The 24,315-nt window shown below is 71.9% G+C and carries 19 protein-coding genes; 11 read left to right on the top strand and 8 right to left on the bottom strand.

The window, feature by feature from the left end; translation table 11 throughout:
- Positions 1-8 precede the first annotated feature (8 nt).
- The 8 genes from DRV96_RS12630 to DRV96_RS12595 form a co-directional block, all read right to left on the bottom strand.
- Entirely contained in the window at positions 9-920 is a 912-nt protein-coding gene (locus DRV96_RS12630) for an ABC transporter ATP-binding protein (protein WP_119291620.1), read from the bottom strand.
- The gene (gene ntrB, locus DRV96_RS12625) at positions 910-1,794 is read right to left on the bottom strand and encodes a nitrate ABC transporter permease (RefSeq protein WP_119291618.1); all 885 of its coding nucleotides are present in this window, start codon (positions 1,792-1,794) and stop codon (positions 910-912) included. Before ntrB ends, DRV96_RS12630 begins: the two co-directional genes overlap by 11 nt.
- A 12-nt stretch (positions 1,795-1,806) precedes the next feature.
- Positions 1,807-3,222 (bottom strand): CmpA/NrtA family ABC transporter substrate-binding protein, encoded by a 1,416-nt coding sequence (locus tag DRV96_RS12620; RefSeq protein WP_119291616.1) that lies wholly within the window; start codon positions 3,220-3,222, stop codon positions 1,807-1,809.
- A 123-nt stretch (positions 3,223-3,345) separates the two neighbouring features.
- On the bottom strand, positions 3,346-4,743 hold the full coding sequence (locus tag DRV96_RS12615; protein ID WP_119291613.1) for a CmpA/NrtA family ABC transporter substrate-binding protein: 1,398 nt from the start codon (positions 4,741-4,743) through the stop codon (positions 3,346-3,348).
- 133 nt (positions 4,744-4,876) lie between these two features.
- A complete protein-coding gene (locus DRV96_RS12610) occupies positions 4,877-5,527 on the bottom strand; it encodes a response regulator (protein ID WP_119291611.1) in 651 nt (216 codons plus the stop codon).
- Complete coding sequence (locus DRV96_RS12605) at positions 5,524-6,708, bottom strand: sensor histidine kinase (protein ID WP_119291609.1); 1,185 nt, start codon at positions 6,706-6,708, stop codon at positions 5,524-5,526. The genes DRV96_RS12610 and DRV96_RS12605 overlap by 4 nt, the downstream gene beginning before the upstream one ends.
- 135 nt (positions 6,709-6,843) lie before the next feature.
- Positions 6,844-7,725, bottom strand: a complete 882-nt coding sequence (locus tag DRV96_RS12600) for an EamA family transporter (RefSeq protein WP_210757041.1) — start codon at positions 7,723-7,725, stop codon at positions 6,844-6,846.
- 25 nt (positions 7,726-7,750) lie between these two features.
- Positions 7,751-8,308, bottom strand: a complete 558-nt coding sequence (locus tag DRV96_RS12595) for an Lrp/AsnC family transcriptional regulator (protein WP_119291605.1) — start codon at positions 8,306-8,308, stop codon at positions 7,751-7,753.
- Between the two features lie 172 nt (positions 8,309-8,480).
- On the opposite strand from DRV96_RS12595, the gene DRV96_RS12590 reads away from it, so the two are divergent.
- The 11 genes from DRV96_RS12590 to DRV96_RS12540 all read left to right on the top strand — a co-directional run bounded on the left by DRV96_RS12590 (position 8,481) and on the right by DRV96_RS12540 (position 24,085).
- A complete protein-coding gene (locus tag DRV96_RS12590; protein WP_119291603.1) occupies positions 8,481-12,053 on the top strand; it encodes an indolepyruvate ferredoxin oxidoreductase family protein in 3,573 nt (1,190 codons plus the stop codon).
- A 23-nt stretch (positions 12,054-12,076) separates the two neighbouring features.
- Positions 12,077-12,943 (top strand): NUDIX hydrolase, encoded by an 867-nt coding sequence (locus tag DRV96_RS12585; RefSeq protein WP_235823387.1) that lies wholly within the window; start codon positions 12,077-12,079, stop codon positions 12,941-12,943.
- Positions 12,944-13,191: 248 nt separating this feature from the next.
- A complete protein-coding gene (locus DRV96_RS12580) occupies positions 13,192-14,319 on the top strand; it encodes a TRAP transporter substrate-binding protein (protein ID WP_119291601.1) in 1,128 nt (375 codons plus the stop codon).
- A gap of 103 nt (positions 14,320-14,422) precedes the next feature.
- Positions 14,423-15,055, top strand: coding sequence for a TRAP transporter small permease subunit (locus DRV96_RS12575; RefSeq protein WP_119291599.1), 633 nt, complete (start codon positions 14,423-14,425; stop codon positions 15,053-15,055).
- Complete coding sequence (locus DRV96_RS12570; protein ID WP_119291597.1) at positions 15,052-17,013, top strand: TRAP transporter large permease; 1,962 nt, start codon at positions 15,052-15,054, stop codon at positions 17,011-17,013. Before DRV96_RS12575 ends, DRV96_RS12570 begins: the two co-directional genes overlap by 4 nt.
- A complete protein-coding gene (locus tag DRV96_RS12565) occupies positions 17,003-18,370 on the top strand; it encodes an amidase (RefSeq protein WP_119291595.1) in 1,368 nt (455 codons plus the stop codon). The genes DRV96_RS12570 and DRV96_RS12565 overlap by 11 nt, the downstream gene beginning before the upstream one ends.
- A gap of 55 nt (positions 18,371-18,425) precedes the next feature.
- Positions 18,426-19,352, top strand: coding sequence for an MBL fold metallo-hydrolase (locus DRV96_RS12560; RefSeq protein ID WP_119291593.1), 927 nt, complete (start codon positions 18,426-18,428; stop codon positions 19,350-19,352).
- Between the two features lie 132 nt (positions 19,353-19,484).
- Positions 19,485-20,771 carry a hypothetical protein gene (locus DRV96_RS12555; protein ID WP_162911040.1) on the top strand — a complete coding sequence of 429 codons (1,287 nt, stop codon included), beginning with the start codon at positions 19,485-19,487 and terminating at the stop codon, positions 20,769-20,771.
- A 20-nt stretch (positions 20,772-20,791) separates the two neighbouring features.
- Complete coding sequence (locus tag DRV96_RS12550; protein ID WP_119291589.1) at positions 20,792-21,184, top strand: DUF302 domain-containing protein; 393 nt, start codon at positions 20,792-20,794, stop codon at positions 21,182-21,184.
- Between the two features lie 2 nt (positions 21,185-21,186).
- Entirely contained in the window at positions 21,187-22,608 is a 1,422-nt protein-coding gene (locus tag DRV96_RS12545) for an AAA family ATPase (protein WP_210757038.1), read from the top strand.
- Between the two features lie 4 nt (positions 22,609-22,612).
- Positions 22,613-24,085 carry a VWA domain-containing protein gene (locus DRV96_RS12540; RefSeq protein ID WP_119291587.1) on the top strand — a complete coding sequence of 491 codons (1,473 nt, stop codon included), beginning with the start codon at positions 22,613-22,615 and terminating at the stop codon, positions 24,083-24,085.
- Positions 24,086-24,315: the final 230 nt, after the last annotated feature.

Genomic DNA, 24,315 nt, shown 5'->3' with positions numbered 1-24,315 from the left:
GGGCGGGATCAGGCCACGCGCTGCAGGGCCGGGCGGGCGGCCGGGCGCGGCAACGGGGTGTCGGGCTCGGGCTCGGGGTCGACGCCGGGGTGCACCTCGGGCGGGAACTCGGGCGCCTGGCCGTGCGCCAGCGCTTTCGAGCGGCTGACGAGGAAGTCGACCAGGTGGTTGCGCACCGCGTAGAACAGCGGTTCGTGGTGCAGCGTCGCGCGCTGGCGCGAGCGCGGCAGCGGGTTGCGCACGATCTCGGCGACGCGCGCGCGCGGGCCGTTACTCATCAGCAGGATCGTGTCGGCGAGCAGGATCGCCTCGTCGACGTCGTGCGTGATCATGAACACCGTCTGGTGCGTCTCGGCGCAGATCTTCAGCAGCTCGTCCTGGATCGTGCCGCGCGTGAGCGCGTCGAGCGCGCCGAACGGCTCGTCGAGCAGCAGCATCTTGGGCTGGATCGCGAACGCGCGCGCGATGCCCACGCGCTGCTTCATGCCGCCCGACAGCTGCGCCGGCTTCTTGTCGATCGCGTGCGCCAGGCCCACCATCGCGACGTACCTTTCGACGTGCGCGTCGACCTGCGCGGCACGCCAGTCGGGCCACTTGCTGCGCACCGCGAACGCGATGTTCCGGCGCACCGTCAGCCACGGCATCAGCGCGTGGCCCTGGAACACGACGCCACGGTCCAGGCTAGGGCCCGCGACCTCTCGCCCGTCCATGATCACGGTGCCGGCGCTCGCCGTCTCGAGCCCGGCGAGCACGTTGAGGATCGTCGTCTTGCCGCAGCCCGAGTGGCCGATGATGCAGACGAACTCGCCCTTGGCGATGCCGAAGTTGACACCGTCGAACACCGGCTCGGCGGCACCCGGGTAGGTCTTGGCCAGCCCCTGCACCTGCAGGAACGGACGCGGCGTGGCTTCACTCGACATAGGTCACCGCCTTCTGCATGCGCGCGAACATCGCGTCGAGCCCCATGCCGACGACGCCGATCACGAGGATCGCGAAGATCACGTTCGTCAGCGCGAGGTTGTTCCACTCGTTCCAGACGAAGTAGCCGATGCCGGTGCCGCCGACGAGCATCTCGGCGGCGACGATCACGAGCCACGCGATGCCCATGCTGATGCGCATGCCGGTGAGGATCGTCGGCGCGGCGGCCGGCAGGATCACCTCGAAGGCCTTGCGCAGCGGCCGCACCTCGAGCGTCTTCGCGACGTTGAGCCACTCGCGGCGCACCCCGGCGACGCCGAACGCGGTGTTGATCAGCATCGGCCACACCGAACACACGAAGATCACGAACACGCCCGAGATCGACGAGTCCTTGATCGTGTACAGCGCCAGCGGCATCCACGCCAGCGGCGAGATCGGCTTGAGCACCTGGATGAACGGGTCGAGCGCGCGGTACAGCAGCGGGCTCATCCCGATCACGAAGCCCAGCGGGATCGCGACCAGCGCCGCGATCGCGAAGCCGGCGGCGACGCGCCCGAGCGAGTGCGCGAGCTGCACACCGATGCCCTTGTCGTTCGGGCCGTTGTCGTAGAACGGGCGCGAGAGCTGCTCGACGATGGTCTCGCCGAGCTGCGCTGGCGTCGGAAAGCCACTGCTCCTGGTCTGCGTGCCGGCGGCGAGCGCCGACACGTCCTTACCCATCAGCTTGGCGTACTCGATCTCCTCGGCGGTCAAGGTCACCGCCGGCCCGGCGATGGTGGTCGGCTTCGTGGCGAGGTGCCAGATCCCGAGAAGCGTCAGCAGGATCAGCAGCGAGAGCATCGCCGCCCGCAGCGATTGCGTGCGCGTGGTCGTCATCGCCGTGTCCGCTCAGGCCATGCGGTGGATCGGGAAGCTCTTCAGGTAGTCGGCCGGCTTGGCCGGGTCGAACTCCCTGCCCATCACCTTGAACTTCTTGTAGGCGCCGTCGGGCACCGGCTGGCCGAGTTCCTTCATGTACTTCTTCGCGTCGGTCAGCAGGAACACCTTCTCGGCCACCTGGCGGTAATTCACGTCGCCCTTCAGGTAGCCCCACCGCTGCATCTGCGTGAGCATCCACACGGCCATGCTCTGCCACGGCACCGGGTCGAAGTCGGCGCGCTCGGGCACGTTGCGCACGTTGCCCAGTCCGTCGGCGAAGCGGCCGGTCAGCACCTGCGACACGACCGCCTCGGGCTGGTTCAGATACTGCGTCGGGCTGATCACCTTGGCGATCAGTTCGCGGTTCTTTGCCTCGCGCGCCATGGCGGCGGCGGTCAGCACGGCGCGGAACAGCGCAGCGTAAGTGGCCGGGTTCTGCTGGATGAACGATTCGCTCAGCCCGAACGCGCAGCAGGGGTGGCCGTCCCAGATCTCGCGCGACAGGATGTGGATGAAGCCGACTTCGTCGAACACGGCACGCTGGTTGAACGGGTCGGGTCCGAGAAAGCCGTCGATGTTGCCGGCGCGCAGGTTGGCGACCATCTCGGGCGGCGGCGTGACGCGGATCTGAACGTCGGTGTCGGGGTTCAGGCCGTGCTCCGCGAGGTAGTAGCGCAGCAGGAAGTTGTGCATGCTGTAGTCGAACGGCACGGCAAACCGAAAGCCCTTCCACGTCTTCGGATCGCGGCGGTCCTTGTGCTTGACGTGCAGCGTGATCGCCTGGCCGTTCGTGTTCTGGATCGTCGCCACGTTCATCGGCGTCTGTGTCGAGCCGAGACCCAGCGAGATCGCCAGAGGCATCGGCGACAGGAAATGCGTCGCGTCGTACTCGTTGTTGAGGATCTTGTCGCGTATCAGCGCCCAGCCCGCCGTCTTCATCAACTGCACGTTCAGGCCCTGCTGGCGGTAGAAACCCAGCGGGTCGGCCATGATCAGCGGGCTCGCGCAGGTGATCGCGATGAAGCCGACCTTCAGATCCTTCTTCTCGGGCGCCTTCTTCTCCTGCGCCATCGCCTGCAGCGATGCGACTGGCAGCACGCTGGCGATCGCCGCCATCGCGGTGCGGCGTCCCACCGCCTTCAGGAACGCGCGGCGGATCGGCTCGCGCGGGAACAGCGCCTTGACGAGCGCCGCCTCGATGAACTCGCGGCCGAGCTGCTCCTCACTCACCGGCGCCGGTGGAGCCTGCATGGCATTCGCCGCATCGGCCGTCGCGACGGCCTTGCCATGGTCCTGTGGCGCGTGGTCTTCACCGCACGCGCAGCGCAGCATCAGCGGCCGGTCGGCGTCGTACGGGTCGTAGGCAGTGGGGCGCTCGTCGCTCATGACAACTCCTGGCAATCGTGGGGACGATCGTAGAAAGCAAGCGCCGTGCACACCATCGCGGCAGCGGTGAATCCGCTGTCGTGCACCCGCCGACGGTTTGTAGTGCTGGCCCTACAAGCCACCTCAGCTGCGCACCATCGGCAGCGACGACAGGTACTGCTCGGGCCGTGCCGGATCGAAGGTTTGCCCCAGGATGGTGTGCGTGCGCATCGTCGTGGCGGGCGGCTGGAAGCCGAGCTCGGCCATGAGCTTCTGCGCGTCGGTGGCGAGAAACACGCGCCGCGCGATCTGCGCGTAGTCGACGTCGCCACTGACGTAGCCCCAGCGCTTCATCTGCGTGAGCATCCACACCGCCATCGAGTGCCACGGGAACGGGTCGAAGTCGATGCGCGTGGGTACGTTGCGCACGTTGCCCAGGCCGTCGGCGAAGCGTCCGAGCAGCACCTGCTCGAGCACAGCCGGCGGCTGGTTCAGGTAGTTCGGCCCGGCGAGCGCCTCGGCGACGGCCTTGCGGTTGGCCGGCTGCGAGCAGTGCATCGCCGAGCGCACCATCGTGCGGAACAGCGCGGCGAACGTGTTCGGCAGCTCGCGCGCGAACTTCTCGGTGGCGACGAACGCGCAGCAGGGGTGGCCGTCCCAGATCTGGCTCGTCAGCATGTGGATGAAGCCGACGCCGTCGACGACGGCACGCTGGTTGAATGGCTCGGCGACGATGAAGCCGTCGATGTTGCCCGAGCGCAGGTTCGCCACCATGTCGGGAGGTGGCATCACGCGCAGCTGCACGTCGCGGTCGGGGTCGATGCCGTTGGCCGCGAGGTAGTGCCGCAGCAGATAGTTGTGCATCGAGTGGTCGAACGGGATCGCGAAGCGCATCCCCTTCCACGTCTTCGGGTCGCGCCGGTCCTTGTGCTGGATGCCCAGCGTGATCGCGTTGCCGTTGATGTTGTCCATCGCCGGCATCACCATCGGCGTGCCGGTGGAGCCCAGCCCGAGCGTGATCGCCAGCGGCATTGGCGACAGCATCTGCGACGCGTCGAACTCGCCGGCCAGCGTCTTGTCGCGGATGACGGCCCAGCCCGCCGTGCGCTGCAGCGACACCTGCAGCCCCTCCTGCGCGTAGAACCCGAGCGGGTCGGCAGCGACGATCGGCGTCGCGCAGGTGATCGGCAGGAAGCCGATGTTCAGGTTCTTCTTCTCGGGCGGCTTCCTCTCCTGCGCCATGGCCTGCAGCGACGCGAGCGGCACCACGCTGGCGATCGCCGCCATCGCGGTGCGCCGGCCCACCGCCTTCAGGAACGCGCGCCGCAGCGGCTCGTGCGGGAACAGCGCCTTGACGAGCGTCGCTTCGACGAGGTCGCGCCCGACCCGCTCTTCGTCGAGCGCCGCCGCCGCGACGGCAGTGGCCGGCGTGGCGCAGCGTGCGTGGTCCTTCGGTGCGTGGTCGCCGCCGCACGCGCAGCGCAGGCGCAGCGGGCGGTCGGCGTCGTACGGGTCGAGGGCAGCATTGCGGTCGGTGTCCATCGCAGCTCCAACCAGGTCGATGGCCCATCGTAGGAAGCGCCCGCCGCGCGGACCATCGCGCCGGCAATGAAGTCGGCGTCGCCGCGCCGACGACACCGCGTAGGGCTGGCCCTACATCGCGCACACGGCGCGGTCAGACCGACTGCAGCTCCTGCCGCACCGCGTACAGCGCGAGCTCGACGTCGTTGCGCGCGCCGGTCTTCTCGAGGATGCGCGCACGGTACGTGCTCACGGTGTTCGGCGACAGCACGAGCTGCTCGGCGATCTCGCCGACGCTGCGCCCGGCGGCGAGCAGGCGGAACACCTGGTACTCGCGGTGCGACAGCTGCTCGTGCGCCGGCCGGCTCGCGCCGGCGCCGAGCGCGGTGGCGAGCTGCTCGGCGATCGCCGGCGTGATGAACAGCCCGCCGCCGGCGACCTTGCGGATCGCCTCGATCATCTGCTCCGAGTCGGCGCTCTTGTTCAGGTAGCCGGACGCGCCGAGCTTGAGGCTGCGCACCGCGTACTGGCGGTCGGGGTAGGTGCTGAGCATCAGGACCGCCAGCTTCGCGAACTCGCTCTTCAGCGCCTTGAGCACGTCGAGGCCATCGCGCCGAGGCATCGCGATGTCGAGCAGCACGACGTCGGGCAGCGTGCCGTCGGCGGCGGCGCGGCGCACCCACGCCAGCGCATCGGGGCCGTCGGCGGCCTCGCCGGCAAGCTCGATGTCGCTCGCGTCGGCGAGGATCTGCTTGATGCCCTGCCGCACGATCAGGTGGTCGTCGCAGATCAGCACGCGGATCATGTCGCGGTCTCCTCGATCGGCATCACGAGCCGCACGCGCGTGCCCTGGCCGGGGGCACTGTCGATCGTCAGCCGACCGCCGAAATGGCGCGCGCGCTCGCGCATGCCCATCACGCCGTAGCTGCGCGGGTGGCTCAGCGCGTCGGGCGCGGCGCCGACACCGTCGTCGCGCACCTCGATGTACAGCACCGGCCCTGGCGGCGGATCGACGTCGATGCGGATCCACACGTGCCGGGCGCGCGCGTGGCGCGCGACGTTGCTCAGGATCTCCTGGAAGATGCGGAACACCGCGGTGGCCTGCCCGCCCTGCGGCGCGACGGCACCGGCCGGCACGACGACCTGGATGTCGGCGTCGAGCTCGGCGCTGCCGGCGAACTCCTGCGCCTGCCACTCGAGCGCGGCCCACAGCCCCTGGTGGTCGAGGATGCTCGGGCGCAGGTCGGTGATGATGCGCCCGACGTTGTCGACCGCGGTGTCGATCAGCCGCCCCATGCCGTGGCACTTCGCAGCCAGTGCCGGGCGGTCGTCGAGGCGGCGCGCCAGCCAGTCGACATCCATCTTCAGCGCCACCAGCAGCGAACCGAGCTCGTCGTGGATCTCGCGCGCGATGCGCGTGCGCTCGTCCTCGCGCACGGTCTCGGAATACGCGGCGAGCTCGCGCAGCTGGCCGAGCGCGGCCGACAGCTCGGCCGTGCGCTCGGCCACACGCTTTTCGAGTTCGTCGCGTGCCTGGCGCAGCAGCTCCTCGCCGCGCTTGCGCTCGGTGATGTCGACGAAGGTCACGACGGCGCCGATGAGCCTTCCGTCCTGCACGATCGGGTATGACGAGTACTCGGCCGGAAACGACGTCCCGTTGGCACGCCACAGCACCTCGGTGTCGATGCGGCACGGAAGCCCCTGGCGGAAGGCGTTGAAGATCGGGCAGTCGTGCTCGGGGTATGGCGAGCCGTCGGCGCGCCGGTGGTGGATCAGGTCGTGCATGTTGCGGCCGAGCACCTCTTCGGTGCGCCAGCCGAGCATGCGCGCACCAGCACGGTTGATGAAGGTGCAGCGACCGGCGTCGTCGATGCCATAGATGCCGTCACCGGTCGACTCGAGCAGCAGCGACAGACGCTCGTACCAGCCGTCGGCGTGCACAGGCAGCGCGGCAGGCGCGGGGGCGGCGTCGTGGACACTGGACATCAGCGACGGTTCGGGAGGGGCAGGATTCGCTGGCACGACTGGGACACCCCGGTGCAAGGTGCGTACCAGTGCCGCGCGCCATCGATCCCGGCCCAGGGCTTGCGCCATCCGTGCCCGGCTTCCTCGGGTATCGCGTCACTTCGACCTGCCGCGCAACGCCGACTCGACGCGCGGCCACAGCACGTTCAGCGCCAGCCCCAGCATCACGAGCGCGGCGGCGACGAGCTTCCACGCCGGCAGCGCCTCGCCGAGCCACCACGCCGACGCCGCCATCCCGAACACCGGCACGCCAAGCGCCAGCGGTGCCACGGTGGCTGCCGCGTGGCGCGCGAGCAGCCAGCCCCACGCCGCGTAGCCGAACAGCGTGTTGCCCAGCGCCTGCCACGCCACCGCCAGCCAGGTCGCGCCGTCGGCGCCGCGCACGCCCTCGACGATCGCGGCCGGCCCCTCGAACACGAGCGACAGCGCGAGCAGCGGCGGCAGCGCGAACGCGCTCGACCACACCATGTAGCCGAGCATGTCGACGCGCCCGGCGCGCCGGCCGACGAGGTTGCCGCCGGCCCAGCTCGCCGCGGCGGCGAGCACCAGCGCCAGCCCGAGCGGCGTCGCGCTCGCGTCGCCCTGCCACGCGATCAGCGCGAGCCCCGCGGCGGCGCAGCCGAGTCCGAGCCATTGCACGCGGCGCACGCGCTCGCCACCGAGCCACGCCGCCAGCCCGATCGTGAAGAAGACCTGCGTCTGGATCACGAGCGAGGCCAGCCCGGGCGAGATGTGGGCCGTCATCGCGAAGAACAGCAGCCCGAACTGGCCGGCGCCGATCAGCACGCCGTACGCGGCGAGCTGCGACCACGGCACCGGCGGGCGCACGATCACGAGCGCCGGCGCGAACGCGAGCGCGAAGCGCAGGAACGCGAGGAACAGCGGCGGCAGGTGCGCCAGCGCGGCCTTGATGACGACGAAGTTGCTGCCCCACACGGCGACGACGACCAGCCCCAGCAGCAGGTGCCGCCACGGCAGCACCGGCGCGGGGGCGCCGCGTGCGTCAGCCACGCCGCGCGCGCAGGTGCGCCAGCGGCAGCGCGCCGCCGGCCTTGACCTCGCCGAGCGAGAAGCGCGTGTGGATGTCCTTCACGTTCGGCAGGTTCAGCAGCGTGTCGACCGAGAAGTGGGCATACGCGTCGAGGTCGGTGGCCATCACCTGCAGCTCGAAGGTGCCGCTGCCGCTGACGTAGTGGCAGGCGACGACTTCGGGCAGCGCGCGGATCGCCGCTTCGAGCTCGCGCATCGCGGCGCCGCTGGCGCGCTCGGTGTCGACGCGCACGAACGCGAGCACGCCCAGCCCGATGCGGCGGCGGTCGATCTCGGCGCGGTAGCCGGTGATGTAGCCCTGCTCCTCGAGCCACTTGACGCGCCGCCACGTCGGCGCGGCCGACAGCCCGATGCGCGACGCCAGCTCGGCGTTCGACAGCCGCGCGTCGCGCTGCAGCTCGGCCAGGATCGCGATGTCGTAGCGGTCGAGGTCGGGGCCGTGCGCCGCCTCGGCACCGTCACCCGGGGGCGGCCTTCTGGTTTTCCCTGATTCGGCGATCGGCGATGACATTGATTCGTGAAACTCGGCGACAGAGCAAGATCGATGCGCCCATCATGCCCTGGAAAGCACGAATAGAAAACACCTGTCGGCGCCGCGCTCCTACACTGGCACGCAGCCGCGGCGGGGTCACGAGCCTCGCGCGCGAACGCCGCACCGACCCCCCACCGACGGAGTCCGCCCGATGAATGCACCGCTGCCCGAATCGATCCGCAAGGCGCTCGAGAGCGTCACGCTCGAGGACAAGTACACCCTCGACCACGGCCGCGCCTTCATGAGCGGGGTGCAGGCGCTCGTACGGCTGCCGATGCTGCAGCGCCAGCGCGACGCGATGGCGGGGCTGAACACGGCGGGCTTCGTCAGCGGCTACCGTGGCAGCCCGCTCGGCGGCTACGACCAGGCGCTGTGGCAGGCCAAGAAGCACCTCGCGGCGAACCACGTCGTGTTCCAGCCCGGCGTCAACGAGGAGCTCGCCGCCACCGCGGTGTGGGGCACACAGCAGCTCGACCTGTTCCCGTCCTCGAAGAAGTACGACGGCGTGTTCGGCATCTGGTACGGCAAGGGCCCGGGGGTGGACCGCTGCTCCGACGTGTTCAAGCACGCCAACATGGCCGGCACCGCGAAGCACGGCGGCGTGATCGCGGTGGCCGGCGACGACCACGTCGCCAAGAGCAGCACCGCGGCGCACCAGAGCGACCACATCTTCAAGGCCTGCGGGCTGCCGGTGTTCTTCCCGAGCAACGTGCAGGACATCCTCGACATGGGGCTGCACGCGTTCGCGATGAGCCGCTTCGCCGGCGTGTGGACCGGCATGAAGACGATCCAGGAAGTCGTCGAGTCGGCGTCGTCGGTCGTCGTCGACCCCGAGCGCGTGCGCATCGTGCTGCCCGAGGACTTCGTGATGCCCGCCGGCGGCGTGCACATCCGCTGGCCCGACGCGCCGCTGGACCAGGAAGCGCGGCTGATGGACTACAAGTGGTACGCCGCGCTCGCCTACGTGCGTGCAAACCGGCTCAACCACAACGTCATCGAAGGGCCGAACGACCGCTACGGCATCATCGCCAGCGGTAAGGCGTTCAACGACACGCGCCAGGCGCTCGCCGACCTCGGGCTCGACGACGACACCTGCCGGCAGCTCGGCATCCGGCTGCACAAGGTCAACGTCGTGTGGCCGCTGGAAGCGACGATCACGCGCGACTTCGCCACCGGGCTGCAGGAGATCCTCGTCGTCGAGGAGAAGCGCCAGGTCATCGAGTACCAGCTCAAGGAGGAGCTCTACAACTGGCGCCCCGACGTGCGGCCGAACGTGCTCGGCAAGTTCGACGAGCCCGAAGGCGACTTCTCGGGTGGCGAGTGGGCGATGCCGAACCCGAGCCAGAACTGGCTGCTGCGCGCCAAGGCGGATCTCACGCCGTCGATCATCGCGAAGGCGATCGCGAAGCGGCTGAAGAAGATGGGCGTGAGCGCCGACATCGCCGCGCGCATGGACGCGCGCATCGCCGTCATCGAGGCCAAGGAACGCGCGATGGCGGCCACCACCGTCACGACCGGCGACCGCATCCCGTGGTTCTGCAGCGGCTGCCCGCACAACACCAGCACGCGCGTGCCCGAGGGCTCGCGCGCGGCGGCCGGCATCGGCTGCCACTACATGGCGGTGTGGATGGACCGCAGCACCGTCACGTTCAGCCAGATGGGCGGCGAAGGCGTCAGCTGGGTCGGCCAGGCGCCGTTCACGACCGACAAGCACCTGTTCGCCAACCTCGGCGACGGCACCTACTACCACTCGGGGCTGCTCGCGGTGCGCCAGAGCGTGGCCGCCGGCGTCAACATCACCTACAAGATCCTGTTCAACGACGCGGTCGCGATGACGGGCGGCCAGCCGGTCGACGGCACGATGCGCGTGCCCGAAATGACGCGCGAGCTCGACGCCGAAGGCGTCAAGAAGATCGTCGTCGTCACCGACGAGCCGGACAAGTACGACGACGCCGGCGTGAGGCAGCGGCTCGCTGCCGGCGTCACGGTGCGCCACCGCGACGAGCTCGACGCCGTGCAGCGCGAGCTGCGCGAGATCGCCGGCTGCACCGTGCTGATCTACGACCAGACCTGCGCCACCGAGAAGCGCCGCCGCCGCAAGCGCGGCACGATGGAAGACCCGGCCAAGCGCGTCGTCATCAACGAGCTGGTGTGCGAAGGATGCGGCGACTGCGGCGAGCAGAGCAACTGCCTGTCGGTCGAGCCGCTCGAGACCGAGTTCGGCCGCAAGCGGCGCATCAACCAGAACACCTGCAACAAGGACTTCTCCTGCGTCAAGGGCTTCTGCCCGAGCTTCGTCACCGTCGAAGGCGGCAGCTTGCGCAAGCCGAAGAAGGAGACGAAGGCCGACCCGTTCGCGCTGCCGCCGATCCCCGAGCCGGTGCTGCCGGCGGCCGAGACGGCTTACGGCATCGTCGTTGCCGGCGTCGGCGGCACCGGCGTGATCACGATCGGCCAGCTGCTCGGCATGGCCGCGCACCTCGAGGGCAAGGGCGTCGTCACGCAGGACTCGGCCGGCCTCGCGCAAAAGGGCGGCGCGACGTGGAGCCACGTGCAGATCGCCAACCGCCCCGAGGCGATCTACACGACGAAGGTCGACACCGCGAAGGCCGACCTCGTGATCGGCTGCGACGCGATCGTCACCGCCGGCAAGACGACGCTCGGCGCGATCGCGAAGGGCCGCACCTACGTCGCGGTCAACACGCACGGCACGCCGACCGCCGCGTTCGTGCACCAGCCCGACTGGCAGTTCCCGGGCGCGAACTGCGAAGCCGCGCTGCGCGCGGCGGCCGGCGACACCCTCGTCGGCGCGTTCGACGCCGAGGAAGTCGCGGTAGCCCTGCTCGGCGACAGCATCTTCACCAACCCGCTGATGCTCGGCTACGCGTGGCAGCAGGGGCGCGTGCCACTGACGCAGGCGTCGCTGCTGCGCGCGATCGAGCTCAACGGCGTGCAGGTCGAGGCCAACAAGGCCGCGTTCGAGTGGGGCCGCCGCTGCGCGCACGACCTCGCCGCGGTGCGCGCACTCTTCAAGGGCGCGCAGGTGATCGAGTTCGTCAGGCGGCCGTCGCTCGACGAGATGGTCGCCCGGCGCGTCGAGTTCCTCACCGGCTACCAGAACGCCGCCTACGCCGCCGACTACAAGGCGTTCGTCGACAAGGTGCGCGCCGCCGAGGCGCCGCTCGCCTCGACGGGCCTGACCGAAGCGGTCGCGCGTTACCTGTTCAAGCTGATGGCGTACAAGGACGAGTACGAAGTCGCCCGCCTGCACACCGACCCGGCGTTCGTCGCGAAGATCGCCTCGATGTTCGAAGGCGACTTCAGGCTCGTGCACCACCTCGCGCCGCCGCTGCTCGCGAAGACCAATGCCAAGGGCGAACTCGTCAAGCGGCCGTTCGGGCCGTGGGTGCGCACGGCGTTCGGCGTGCTCGCGAAGCTCAAGGGCCTGCGCGGCACCGTGCTCGACCCGTTCGGCCGCACCGAGGAACGGCGCACCGAGCGTGCGCTGATCGGCGAGTACCGCGCGTGCATCGACGAGCTGCTGCAGGGCCTGACCGCCGAGCGGCTCGCGCTCGCGGTCGAGATCGCCCGCATCCCCGAGGAGATCCGCGGCTACGGCCACGTCAAGGCACGCCACCTGAAGGCCGCGCGCGCGAAGTGGGACGCGCTGATGGCGCGCTGGCGCGGACAGCCGGCCGGCACCGCGGTGGCACGCGCCGCCTGAACGGCGCTCGCGAGCGGCTGCCGGTGGGCGACCGCGACTGGTGCTGCATCGACGCGGCGCGCCGGCGGCGCGTGCCGCGCGTGCCGCTGTTCGTCGGGAGCGACGACACCCCGGTCGGCTCGGTCGCCCGCGCGCACCTCGAGGCGCTCGGCCGCTGGCCCACGCTCATCGACGTCGCGCCCGACGCGGTGCGGCTGCGTGCGGTGCCCGACCTCGACGCGCGGCTCGACGAGGTGCACGCCGCGCTGCGCGACGACGGGTGGATCCGCGCGTGGCGCGACGAGCGCTTCACGCTGTGGCAGCCGCGCACGATGCGCGCCTTGGCGGCGATCGAGCGCGCGGCGGCGCGCTTCTGGGGCACGCTGACGCTGGGCGCGCACGCCAACGGCTACGTCGCCGACGACAGCGGCCGCCCGCGGGCGCTGTGGATCGCGCAGCGCTCGCCGCACAAGCCCACCGACCCGGGCAAGCTCGACAACCTCGTCGGCGGCGGCGTGCCGCACGGCCAGTCGCCGTTCGACGCGCTGGTACGCGAGGGCTGGGAAGAAGCCGGGCTCGACGCGGCGACGATGGCCGCCGCGCGCCCGGGGCGCGTGATCGTGCTCGATTGCGACATCGCCGAAGGGCTGCAGCACGAGCACCTGCACGTGTGGGACCTGCCGCTGCCGCGCGACGTGATGCCGCGCAACCAGGACGGCGAAGTCGCCGCGCTGCGCCTCGTGCCGGTCGACGAGGCGCTCGCGCTCGCCGCCACTGGCGCGATGACGGTCGACGCCGCACTGGCGACGCTCGACTTCGCGCTGCGCCACCGCCTGCTCGACGCGGCGCAGCACGCCCGGCTGGCCGAGCGCGCCGCCTCGCTGTGGCGCACCGGCGACGCAGCCGCCTGACCCCTCGTGCGTCGCGCCGCCCGCCGCGGTCTGGCCGCAGCGCCCCCGGCGCGCATGCGCCCGCAGCGCGCGTCAATCTGACGCGTTGGACCGCCCTGGGGCTTGCGTGCCGCACGGGTAAGACCCAGTTGTGGGGCCGGCGGGCGGCCTCGATAGTCCAGCCCCACCATCGTCTCGGACCGCTTCGGCGCCGCCGGCGCTCACCGGCCGCGCCCCTTTCCGCTATCGACACACGCACGGAGACCCCGATGAGCGAACGCCAATCCCCCGCCCAAGCCAAGACCAAGTCCCGCCGCCGCTTCCTCGGCACCGCCGGTGTCGCCGGCGCCGCCGCGATGGCCGCGCCGATGACGGCCGTCGCGCAGACGACGACGCTGCGCTTCCAGAGCACGTGGCCGGCGAAGGACATCTTCCACGAGTACGCCAACGACTTCGCGAAGAAGGTCAACGACATGGCGGGCAACCGCCTGAAGATCGAGGTGCTGCCCGCCGGCGCGGTCGTGCCGGCGTTCCAGCTGCTCGAGGGTGTGGCCAAGGGCACGCTCGACGGCGGCCACGGCGTCGTCGCGTACCACTACGGCAAGAACTCGGCGCTCGCGCTGTGGGGCTCGGGCCCGGGCTTCGGCATGGACCCGAACATGCTGCTCGCGTGGCACTACTACGGCGGCGGCAAGGCGCTGCTCGACGAGATCTACAAGAGCCTGAACCTCGAGGTCGTCTCGTTCCTGTACGGCCCGATGCCGACACAGCCGTTCGGCTGGTTCAAGAAGCCGATCGCGAAAGTCGAGGACCTCAAGGGCACCAAGTTCCGCACCGTCGGCCTCGCGGTCGACATGTACACCGCGATGGGCGCCGCGGTGAACCCGCTGCCCGGCGGCGAGATCGTGCCGGCGCTCGACCGCGGCCTGATCGACGGCGCCGAGTTCAACAACGCGACGTCCGACCGCATCCTCGGCTTTGCCGACGTCGTCAAGAACTGCATGCTGCAGAGCTTCCACCAGAGCACCGAGCAGTTCGAGATCCTGTTCAACAAGGGCAAGTACGACGCGCTGCCCGCCGAGCTGAAGGCCGTCATCGACTACGCGGTGCAGGCGGCGAGTGCCGACATGAGCTGGAAGGCGATCGAGCGCAACTCGCAGGACTACATCGAGCTGAAGAAGGCCGGCGTCAAGTTCTACAAGACGCCCGACGCGATCCTGCGCGCGCAGCTGGCGGCGTGGGACGACATCATGAAGAAGAAGTCGGCCGAGAACCCGATGTTCAAGAAGGTGCTCGACAGCCAGCGCGCGTTCGCCGAGCGTGCCGGCGCGTGGCAGAACGACTACCTGGTCGACTTCAAGATGGCGTGGAACCACTACTTCCGCCGCCGCAGCTGATAATCAACGCCCACCCTGCGGGGGGCCACCGCTGCTGCAAGGCCGGTGGCCCTTCGCGTTTGCGGCGCTTTGCGAGGTGCGCCGCGACCGACGAGGACTTCCGATGCAAGCGCTCCTGTTGCGGGTCGACCGCCTGTCGACCTGGATCGGCCAGGCCTTCGCCTGGCTCATCGTCGCACTCACGCTGATGATCACCTGGGAGGTGTTCTCGCGCTACGTGCTCAACGACCCGCACGACTGGGCGCTCAATGCCCAGATCATGATGTACGGCACGCTGTTCATGATGGCCGGCGCGTACACGCTGGCCAAGGGCGGACACGTGCGCGGCGACGTGCTGTACGGCTTCTTCCGCCCGCGCACGCAGGCGACGATCGACCTCGTGCTGTACGTCGTGTTCTTCCTGCCCGGCATCGTCGCGCTCACCTGGGCCGGGTGGAGCTACTTCCAGGATTCGCTCGCGATCCGCGAGAAGACGTTCTCGGCCACGCCGCTGCCGCTGTACCCGTTCAAGTTCATCATCCCGTTCGCCGGCGCGCTGCTGCTGCTGCAGGGGGCGGCCGAGATCGTGCGCTGCGTGATCTGCCTGCGCGATGGCCACTGGCCCTCGCGCGAGCACGACGTCGAGGAGGTCGACGTCGACAAGCTCAAGGAGATGGTCCACGTCAAGGACGAGGACATCGCCGCGCTCGACCGGTTCGTCGTCGAACACGAGCACAAGTCGGGAGCCGCACGATGAAGCTGCGCAAGGAGTTGTGGTTCGGCTTCACGCTGATGGCGGTCATCGTCGCCGGCGCGGTCGCGCTGGTGCTCGGCGCCGACGAGATGACCAACGGCCACTACGGCCTGCTGATGCTCGCGCTCGTCGTCGTCGCGATCATGCTCGGCTTCCCGACCGCGTTCACGCTGATGGGCATGGGCATCATCTTCACGTTCTTCGCCTACCACTCGGGCGGGCAGAGCGTGGCCGGCGCCGTCAAGCAGACGCTGGACCTGATGGTGCAGCGCGCGTTCTCGGTGATGAGCAACGACGTGCTGATCTCGATCCCGCTGTTCGTCTTCATGGGCTACCTGGTCGAGCGCGCGAACCTGATCGAGAAGCTGTTCAAGAGCCTGCACCTGTCGATGGCGCGCGTGCCCGGATCACTCGCGGTGGCGACCCTCTTCACCTGCGCGGTGTTCGCGACCGCCACCGGCATCGTCGGTGCGGTCGTCACGCTGATGGGGCTGCTCGCGTTCCCGCAGATGCTCAAGGCCGGCTACGACGTGCGCGTGTCGGCCGGTGCGATCACCGCCGGCGGCTGCCTGGGCATCCTGATCCCGCCGTCGGTGCTGCTGATCGTCTACGGCGCCACGGCCGGCGTGTCGGTCGTGCAGCTGTACGCCGGCGCGTTCTTCCCCGGGCTGATGCTCGCCGGGCTGTACGTCGTCTACGTGATCCTGGTCGCCAAGCTCAAGCCGAGCCTGATGCCGCCGCTGACGGCCGAGGAACGCCACGTGCCCCTGCCCGCGCTGACGCAGAAGATCGCCGACGCGGTGTCGAACACCGCGCTGCCGGCGCTGCTGCGCGCGCTCAAGGGCGCGCGCAACGTCGACGTGCCCACCGGCTACCTGCTGCGCCAGCTCGGCGTCGCGCTGCTGCCGGCGCTGCTGTTCGCGCTCGTCACCGCGTGGAGCTGGCACCTGAACACCGCACCGGCCAAGGCCGAGGCGGCAATCGAGGGGCTCGAGGAGATGGGCTTCGGCGGCAGCTCGTCGCCGGGCGGCCTGGCCGAGCCGCGCGATGAGGGCGGGCTCGCCGAACCGCCGGGCGACGCGTCCGACGGCGACCTGGCCGAGCCGCCGGGCAGCGAGGCGGCAGCCTCCGAGCCGGCCGCGCCCGGCGACGACGTGCAGGAGCCGCCGGGCGTGGCCGATGCCGCCGCCAGCGCCGGGCGCACGCCGCCGACCACCGGCTGGTGGATCGGCGCCGGCGTCGGTGCGCTGGCGCTCGTGGCGTTCTACGCGCTGCTGACGTTCCAGCGGCTCGAGATCTTCAAGATGCTGCTGTCGAGCTTCTTCCCGCTGCTGGTGCTGATCCTCGCGGTGCTCGGCTCGATCGTGTTCGGCCTGGCCACGCCGACCGAGGCGGCGGCGGTCGGGGCCTTCGGCGGCTTCCTGCTCGCGGTGGCCTACAAGCAGTTCAACGCGACGGTGCTCAAGGAGTCGGTGTTCCTGACCGCGAAGACGAGCGCGATGGTGTGCTGGCTGTTCGTCGGCTCGGCGATCTTCTCGGCGGCGTTCGCACTGCTCGGCGGGCAGGAACTCGTCGAGCAGTGGGTGATGGGCCTGAACCTGAGCAAGACGGAGTTCCTGATCCTCAGCCAGGTCATCATCTTCATCCTCGGCTGGCCGCTCGAGTGGACGGAGATCATCGTCATCTTCATGCCGATCTTCATCCCGCTGCTCGACAACTTCGGCGTCGACCCGCTGTTCTTCGGCCTGCTCGTTGCGCTGAACCTGCAGACCGCGTTCCTGAGCCCGCCGGTGGCGATGAGCGCGTTCTACCTGAAGGGCGTCAGCCCGCCGCACGTGACGCTGAACCAGATCTTCGCCGGCATGCTGCCGTTCATGGGCATCCAGGTCATCGCGATCGTGCTGCTGTACCTGTTCCCGGGCATCGGCCTGTGGCTGCCGCAAGTGCTCTATGGCCGCTGACGCGGCGGCGCTGACGGCGCTCGAGGCGCGCGAGCGCCTGCGCGCCGGCACACTGACGGCCGGCGGCTACGCCGACGCGCTGCTCGCGCGCATCGGGCGCAGCGAGCCGGCCGTGCAGGCCTGGGCCGCGCTCGACGCCGCGCACGTGCGCACGCAGGCCGCGGCACTCGACGCGCTGCCGCCCGAAGCGCGCGGCGCACCGCTGTTCGGGCTGCCGGTGGGGCTGAAGGACATCGTCGACACCGCCGACCTCCCCACCGAGAACGGCACCGTGCTGCACACCGGACGCCAGCCGCGGCGCGACGCCGTGCTGGTGCAGCGGTTGCGCGCCGCCGGCGCCGTCGTGATGGGCAAGACGGTGACGACCGAGCTCGCGACCTACGCGCCGGGCAAGACGCGCAACCCGCACGACACGGCGCACACGCCCGGCGGCTCGTCGAGCGGCTCGGCCGCCGCGGTGGCCGCCGGCCACGTGCCGCTGGCGGTGGGCACGCAGACCAACGGCTCGGTGATCCGCCCGGCGTCGTTCTGCGGCGTCGTCGGCGTCAAGCCCACGTTCGGCCGGATCGCGCGCACTGGCGTGCTCGTGCAATCGCCGAACTTCGACCACGTCGGCGTGTTCGCGCGCAGCGTGCCCGACGCGGCGCTGCTCGCGCAGGTGCTTGCCGGCGCCGACGCCGGCGACCCGGCCACCGCGCTGCGCGCGACGCCGCCGCTGCTCGACGCGTGCCTGCAGCCGCCGCCCGCGCCGCCGCGCCTGGGCTGGTTCCCGGGGCCGTTCCGGGACCGCGTGGCCGCCGACGCGCGCGCCGCGTTCGAGCGCCTGCGCGAGCGGCTCGCGCCGCACCTCGTCGCGTTCGAGCTGCCCGCCGACGCGCACGCCGTCGTCGCCGACCACCGCCTCGTGATGGAGGCCGAGATCGCCGGCTCGTTCGACGCCGAGTACGAGCGCGGGCGCGAGCACCTGTCGGCGTCGCTGCGCGGGCAGATCGAGCGCGGGCGGCAGACGAGCGCCGTCGCGCACCGCCAGGCGCTGGCGCGTCTGGCGGCGTACGCCGACGCGCTCGACGCCGCGCTCGCGCAGGTCGACGCGGTGCTGACGCCGGCCGCGCTCGGCACCGCGCCGGCGGGGCTGGCCTCGACCGGCGACCCGCTGATGTGCACGCTGTGGACCGCCGCCGGCACGCCGGCCGTCTCGCTGCCGCTGCTGGCGGGCGCCGACGGCCTGCCGCTCGGCGTGCAGCTCGTCGCCGCGCGCGACGACGACGCGCGGCTGCTGCGCACCGCGCGCTGGCTGATGGACACGCTGCGCCCGGGCGGCGTCGCGCCGGTCGATCCCGCCGCCGCCGCGGCGTGAGCCGCCGTCGCCCCGGCGACGGCGCGCGGGCCGGCGCTGACCTACCATCGGCGCGATGGTGATCGACCACCCCGTCCTGCACGGCCTCACGGTGTTCGAGCGCGGCTGGCTGTCGTCGAACAACGTGCTGCTGGCCGGCGACGGCGGCGGTGCGGCGCTCGTCGACAGCGGCCACGTGGCGCACGCCGCGCAGACGGTGGCGCTGGTGCGCCACGCGCTGGCCGGCGAGCGGCTGGCCTGCGTCGTCAACACGCACCTGCACTCCGACCACTGCGGCGGCAACGCGACGCTGCAGCGCGAGTTCGGCGCGGTCGTGTTCATCCCGCCCGGGCACTGGCAGGCCGCGCTCGACTGGGACGAGGACACGCTGAGCTACGCGCCGACGCGCCAGACCTGCGAGCGCTTCACGCCGCAGGGCACCGTGCTGCCGGGCGAGACGCTGCGGGTGGGCCGGCGCGCCTGGCAGGTGCTCGCCGCGCCGGGCCACGACCCGCATTCCGTGGTGCTGTTCGACGATGCGAACGGCGTGCTGATTTCGGCCGACGCGCTGTGGGAGAACGGCTTCGGCGTCGTGTTCCCCGAGCTCGCCGGCGAGCCGGGCTTCGACGAGGTCGGCGCGACGCTCGACCTCATCGCCGGGCTCGACGCGCGCTGGGTCATCCCCGGCCACGGCGCGCCGTTCACCGACGTGCCCGGCGCGCTCGCACGCGCGCGCTCGCGGCTGGACGCGATGCGCGGCGACCCGGCGCGCCACGCGCGCCACGCCGCCAAGGTGCTGCTGAAGTACCACCTGATGGAGGTGCGCTCGCAGAGCGTCGCGCGGCTGCACCTGTGGGCCGGCGACACGCCGTACCTGCGCGCCGTGTGGCAGCGCCTGGGGCATCCGCAGCGCAGCCTGCACGCGTGGTGCGACGTGCTGCTGCGCGAGCTCGTCGACACCGGCGCGCTCGCGCTGCGCGACGGCGTCGTCCACGACGCCTGACCGGGATCACACCGGCGCGCGCCGGTCGGGCCCACACTATCGGACGCCCGCAGGGCCGCCGCGCCATGCCGCCGGCGGCCCCGTTTGGCGGCCCCTTTCGCCGGCCGCGGGGCCACACGCAGGAGGAACGCCATGCCCAGGACCATCCCATTGCGCGCCGTCGCCCTTACGGCTGCGCTGGTCGCCCCTTCGATCGCCTTCGCCCAGGCCCCCGCGCAAAAGGTCAGCCCGCCGGTGTCGCAGGCGTGGATCGACCTCGCGACCTTCGGCGGCATGGGCATGCCCGCCCTCGGCGGCGGTGGTGCCAACCCGATGGCCGCGCTCGGCGGCCTGTTCGGCGGCGGTGGCGGCAAGAACGAATTCGGCCGCACGCACACCGGCATGACGGGACGCTGGATGGACGTCACGCTGATGACGCGCGCCAACCCGAACCTCGCCGACGCGACGATGGCGGTGCCGGCCGGCTCGCAGCTCGCGCCCACGCTCAAGCTCGTCGCGCCGCGCACGCAGAAGTCGCCGCCGCCCGAGCCGGGCGACGAGTCGGTGATCGAGGGCGAGCCCGAGAAGCCGCGCGGCAAGGTCTCGCTGTACTGGGGCTGCGGCGAGACCGTGCGCGCCGGCCAGCCGCGCACGATCGACTTCGCGCGCGCGCAGCCGGCCGACCTGATGCAGGTGTTCCAGGGCCGGCGCGCGACGCAGCGCGGCACGCACCTGGCCGTCGGCCGCCCGGTGTGGCCGAACGAGCAGGACAGCCGGCTGGTGCCGGCGCGCGCGACGCTGGCCGGCGAGCACGGCTTCACCGGCGCCGGCGTGCCCGAGGGCTTCCGCTTCACGCTGCCACCCGCGCAGGACCTGATGCCCCCGCTCGAGCTGACGCAGACCGACGCCGGCGGCGCAACGAAGCTGCGCTGGAACGCGATTCCCGCCGCGCGCGCGTACTTCGTCGCCGCGATGGGCAGCAAGGCCGGCGACGACGAACACATGGTGCTGTGGACGTCGAGCGAGCTCCCCGACAGCGGTTTCGGCCTGCTCGACTACCAGACCAACGCCGCCGTCGACCGCTGGCTGCGCGACAAGGTGCTGCTCGCGCCGACCGTCACCGAGTGCACGGTGCCGCGCGGCATCTTCGGCAGCGACGGCGCGATGCTGCGCGCGATCGCGTACGGCAGCGAGCTGAACCTGGCGCACCCGCCGCGCCCGAGCGACCCGCGCGTCGCGTGGGAGCCGCAGTGGGCCGTCAAGGTGCGCGTGAAGTCAATGACCACCGCGATGCTCGGCATGGACGGCGGCGGCGTGCCGTCGCGTGACTCGCAGGCGTCCCGCGAGCCGGCCGGCACCGCGTCCGAGCGGCCCGCGCAGCCGCAGCAGCCGGCGATGCCGAATCCGGTCGACGTGCTGCGCGGTATCCTCGGCCGCTGACCCCCTGTGCAGGAGCCCCGATGCAAAACGCCTACGGATTCGGCAAGACCGTCTCGCTCTCGTTCGACGACGCCGTCGCCCGCGTGACGGCGGCGCTGCAGGCCGAGGGCTTCGGCGTGCTGACCGAGATCGACGTCGCCGCGACGCTGAAGAAGAAGCTCGGACACGACATGCCGCCGTACCGCATCCTCGGCGCGTGCAACCCGCCGTTCGCGCGGCAGGCGATCGAGGCCGAGCCGACGATCGGGCTGCTGCTGCCTTGCAACGTCGTCGTGCGCCAGGACGCGCAAGGTGCGGTGCACGTCGAGTTCATGGACCCCGACGCGATGCGCCGCCTGTCGGACAACGCCGCGCTCGCCCAGGTCGCCGCGCAGGTGCGCGAGCGCCTGCAGCGCGTGATGGCCGCCGTCTGACGGTGCCCGCCCGCCACGACACCGGCGCCGCCGGCGACGGCACGCCACCGCCGTCGCCCGCGGCGCTGCGCGCGCTCGTCGCGGCGCTCGAAGACGGCCTGCTCGAGCGCGACGCCGCGGTGCGGCTGGCGCTGCTCGCGGCGCTGGCCGGCGAGCACGTGCTGCTGATCGGCCCGCCCGGCACCGCGAAGAGCGAGCTCGCGCGCCGGCTGCACCGCGCGTTCGCCGGCTGCCGCTACTTCGAGCGGCTGCTGACGCGCTTCTCGACGCCCGAGGAGCTGTTCGGCCCGCTGTCGCTGAAGGCGCTCGAGGCCGACCGCTACGAGCGCCTCGTCGACGGCTACCTGCCCACCGCCGGCATCGCGTTCCTCGACGAGGTGTTCAAGGCCAACTCGGCGATCCTCAACGCGCTGCTGACGCTGCTCAACGAGCGCGAGTTCGACAACGGCGCCGGCCGCGCGCGCACGCCGCTGGTCAGCGTCGTCGGCGCGAGCAACGAGGTGCCCGCCGACGAGGCGCTGCTCGCGTTCTACGACCGCTTCCTCGTGCGCGTGCCGGTGGCGCCGGTCAGCGACGGCGCGTTCGACGCGCTGCTGACCCTGCCGCCGCGCACCGACACGCGGCACGCCGCAACGATCGACGCCGCGCAGCGCGACGCGATCCGCGACGCCGCCGCCACCGTCGCGCTCGGCGCCGACGCGCGGGCCGCGCTGCACGCGTTGCGCGCGGCGCTGCGCGATGCCGGCATCGCGGTGTCGGACCGGCGCTGGCGCCAGTTCGTCGCGCTGCTGCGCACCGCCGCCGCAAGCGAAGGCCGCGCCGAGGTCGACGCGCTCGACCTGTGGCTGGCGCCGTACGTCGTCGCGCACGAGCCGGCGCAGCAGCCGGTGCTGGCCGCGTGGTTCGTCGCGCAGGTGGCCGACGCCGCCGCCGACGAACTGCCCTGGCTCGCGCGCGCCGTCGAGGCCTTCGGCAAGCAGCTCGAGATCGAACAGTCGCTGCCGGCCGACGACGGCGACGACGCCGCAGGCAAGCTCGCGCTCGCGCGCGCGGTCGGCGGCGCCGCCGACGGTGGCGGGATGCTGCGCGTCGTCGCGGCCGCGCTCGAGGAGCGGCTGCGCCGGCGCTTCAGCCCGGTGCACGTGGCCGCACGCACCGCGCAGGTCGACGCCGTGATCGCCGACGCGACGCGCATCGCCGCCGACGCGCAGGCCCGGCTCGCGCGGCTGCAGGCACGGCTCGCCGGCCGGCTGTGGCTGCCGCCGACGCTGGCCGCGCGGCTGGTCGACGGCCCGGCCGCGACGCTGGCGCGCGCGCAGTCGCTCGCCGCGCAGCTGCAGGCGATCCGCGCCGGCTTCGCGGCGCTGCCGGTCGACGAGACGCTCGCGGCAGGCGCACCCGAGCCGGTCGCGCTCGCCGGCTGACGCGGTGAGCGCGCGCGACGCCCCGTACGACCGCCTCGCGGCGCTCGCGCGCGGGCTGTGGCTGCCGGCCGTCGTCACGAGCGCCGGCACCGCCGCCGCGCGGCTGGACGCGCTGCCGCGCTGGCGCGACGCGCTCGAGGCCGGCGCGCTGCCCGATGCCGGCGACGACTTCGGCGACCCGGCGCTCGTCGGCGCGCTGCGCGCCGCGGTCGGCGAGCTCGACCTGCCGGCGCTCGCGCGCGGCGTGCCGGCGATGGCCGAGCAGGTGCTGCGCACCGTGCTGTGGCACGCCGACCGCGTGATCGACCGCGCGCCCGGCGAGCCGCGCGCCGACGCGATCGCGCGCGCGGTGCAGGCGTTTCGCGCCGAGTGGCAGGTCGAGCGCGGCGACTGGGAACAGATGCTCGCGCTGCTGCAGGGCCTGGGCGACCTGCGCGCGCTGCGCTGGGACGAACTGCAGGGGCTGTGGCGTGCGCGCGAGTGGCGCGAGGCGCAACGGCTGGCGGCGGTGCTCGAGCGGCTGCCGGCGCTGGCCGACGTGATCCGCCGCCTCGGCCGGCGCGACGTGGCCGCCGGTGCGCCGCAGCCGACGCCGGCACCGGCGCGCGCGGCACCGCCGCGTGCGCTGGCCGCCGTCGAGACGCGCATTCCCGACGCGCCGGGCGAGATCACCGGCATCCGCCGCTCGGCGCACGTCGAGCGCCAGCTCGCCAGCGAAGCGATGCTGATGCACCACCCGGCGGGCCGCAAGTTGTGGCGCGCACGGCGCGCCGAGGCGCGGCTGCTCGCGTGGGACAGCGAAGCGGTGCTCGCCGACTGGCGCGCCGACCCGCAGGCGAAGGCCCGCGCCGCCGCCGCACCGACCGCCGCACCGCCGCTGGCGCGCGGCCCGTTCATCGTCTGCCTCGACAGCTCGGGCTCGATGGCCGGTGCGCCCGAGCAGATCGCGAAAGCCGTCGTGCTGCAGGCGCTGCGCACCGCGCACGCCGAGCGGCGCGGCTGCAAGCTGATCGCGTTCGGCGGCGCCGGCGAGCTCGTCGAGCGCGACCTCGACGCGGGCGCCGCGGGCCTCGCGGCGCTGTTCGAGCTGCTCGGCCAGGGCTTCGACGGCGGCACCGACGTGGCCGGGCCGATCGAGCATGCCATCGAGGCGGTGCACGACGGCGCCGGCCGCTGGCGCGGCGCCGACCTGCTGATCGTCAGCGACGGCGAGTTCGGCTGCACGCGCGCGACGCTCGAGCGACTCGACGCCGCGCGCGCCGAACTGGGCCTGCACGTGCAGGGCATCCTCGTCGGCGACCGCGAGACGATGGGGCTGATGGAAGTCTGCGACGACATCCACTGGGTGCGCGACTGGCGCCGCTTCGGCAGCGGCGGCGACGCCGGCGGCTTCTCGCCGGTGCACAGCAAGAGCCTGACGGCACTGTTCTTCCCGAACGCCTTGAGCGCGCGCGCCGCGCGGCACCGGCCGGGCTGAGCGACGCGCGCGGCGTACCATGACCCTGAATCCAGCAGTTCACCGTCCGTCATCGCGCGCTAAGCGAGCACTGGCGCGGCTTTGACGGGTCTTGGCACACTCACCCGATGGGTGAGAGCAAACAACGCATGCGCGAGGTGGCCCTGGCGGCCGAAGTGGCGGCCGGCGCGCCGCAGGTGGTGGACACGCTGGGCGGGCGCATGCACGTGCGCTGGGACGAGGGTGCGGCG

The organism is Azohydromonas sediminis (genome assembly GCF_003574675.1).
GTDB lineage: Bacteria > Pseudomonadota > Gammaproteobacteria > Burkholderiales > Burkholderiaceae_C > Calidifontimicrobium > Calidifontimicrobium sediminis.
This window is presented reverse-complemented; position numbering and strand designations above follow the sequence as displayed.

Excerpts from the sequence above, each read along its gene's own strand:
- DRV96_RS12630 (WP_119291620.1), bottom strand. The coding sequence starts at position 920 with ATGTCGAGTGAAGCCACGCCGCGTCCGTTCCTGCAGGTGCAGGGGCTG.
- ntrB (WP_119291618.1), bottom strand. The coding sequence starts at position 1,794 with ATGACGACCACGCGCACGCAATCGCTGCGGGCGGCGATGCTCTCGCTG.
- DRV96_RS12620 (WP_119291616.1), bottom strand. The coding sequence starts at position 3,222 with ATGAGCGACGAGCGCCCCACTGCCTACGACCCGTACGACGCCGACCGG.
- DRV96_RS12615 (WP_119291613.1), bottom strand. The coding sequence starts at position 4,743 with ATGGACACCGACCGCAATGCTGCCCTCGACCCGTACGACGCCGACCGC.
- DRV96_RS12610 (WP_119291611.1), bottom strand. The coding sequence starts at position 5,527 with ATGATCCGCGTGCTGATCTGCGACGACCACCTGATCGTGCGGCAGGGC.
- DRV96_RS12605 (WP_119291609.1), bottom strand. The coding sequence starts at position 6,708 with ATGTCCAGTGTCCACGACGCCGCCCCCGCGCCTGCCGCGCTGCCTGTG.
- DRV96_RS12595 (WP_119291605.1), bottom strand. The coding sequence starts at position 8,308 with ATGTCATCGCCGATCGCCGAATCAGGGAAAACCAGAAGGCCGCCCCCG.
- DRV96_RS12590 (WP_119291603.1), top strand. The coding sequence starts at position 8,481 with ATGAATGCACCGCTGCCCGAATCGATCCGCAAGGCGCTCGAGAGCGTC.
- DRV96_RS12580 (WP_119291601.1), top strand. The coding sequence starts at position 13,192 with ATGAGCGAACGCCAATCCCCCGCCCAAGCCAAGACCAAGTCCCGCCGC.
- DRV96_RS12575 (WP_119291599.1), top strand. The coding sequence starts at position 14,423 with ATGCAAGCGCTCCTGTTGCGGGTCGACCGCCTGTCGACCTGGATCGGC.
- DRV96_RS12570 (WP_119291597.1), top strand. The coding sequence starts at position 15,052 with ATGAAGCTGCGCAAGGAGTTGTGGTTCGGCTTCACGCTGATGGCGGTC.
- DRV96_RS12565 (WP_119291595.1), top strand. The coding sequence starts at position 17,003 with ATGGCCGCTGACGCGGCGGCGCTGACGGCGCTCGAGGCGCGCGAGCGC.
- DRV96_RS12560 (WP_119291593.1), top strand. The coding sequence starts at position 18,426 with ATGGTGATCGACCACCCCGTCCTGCACGGCCTCACGGTGTTCGAGCGC.
- DRV96_RS12555 (WP_162911040.1), top strand. The coding sequence starts at position 19,485 with ATGCCCAGGACCATCCCATTGCGCGCCGTCGCCCTTACGGCTGCGCTG.
- DRV96_RS12550 (WP_119291589.1), top strand. The coding sequence starts at position 20,792 with ATGCAAAACGCCTACGGATTCGGCAAGACCGTCTCGCTCTCGTTCGAC.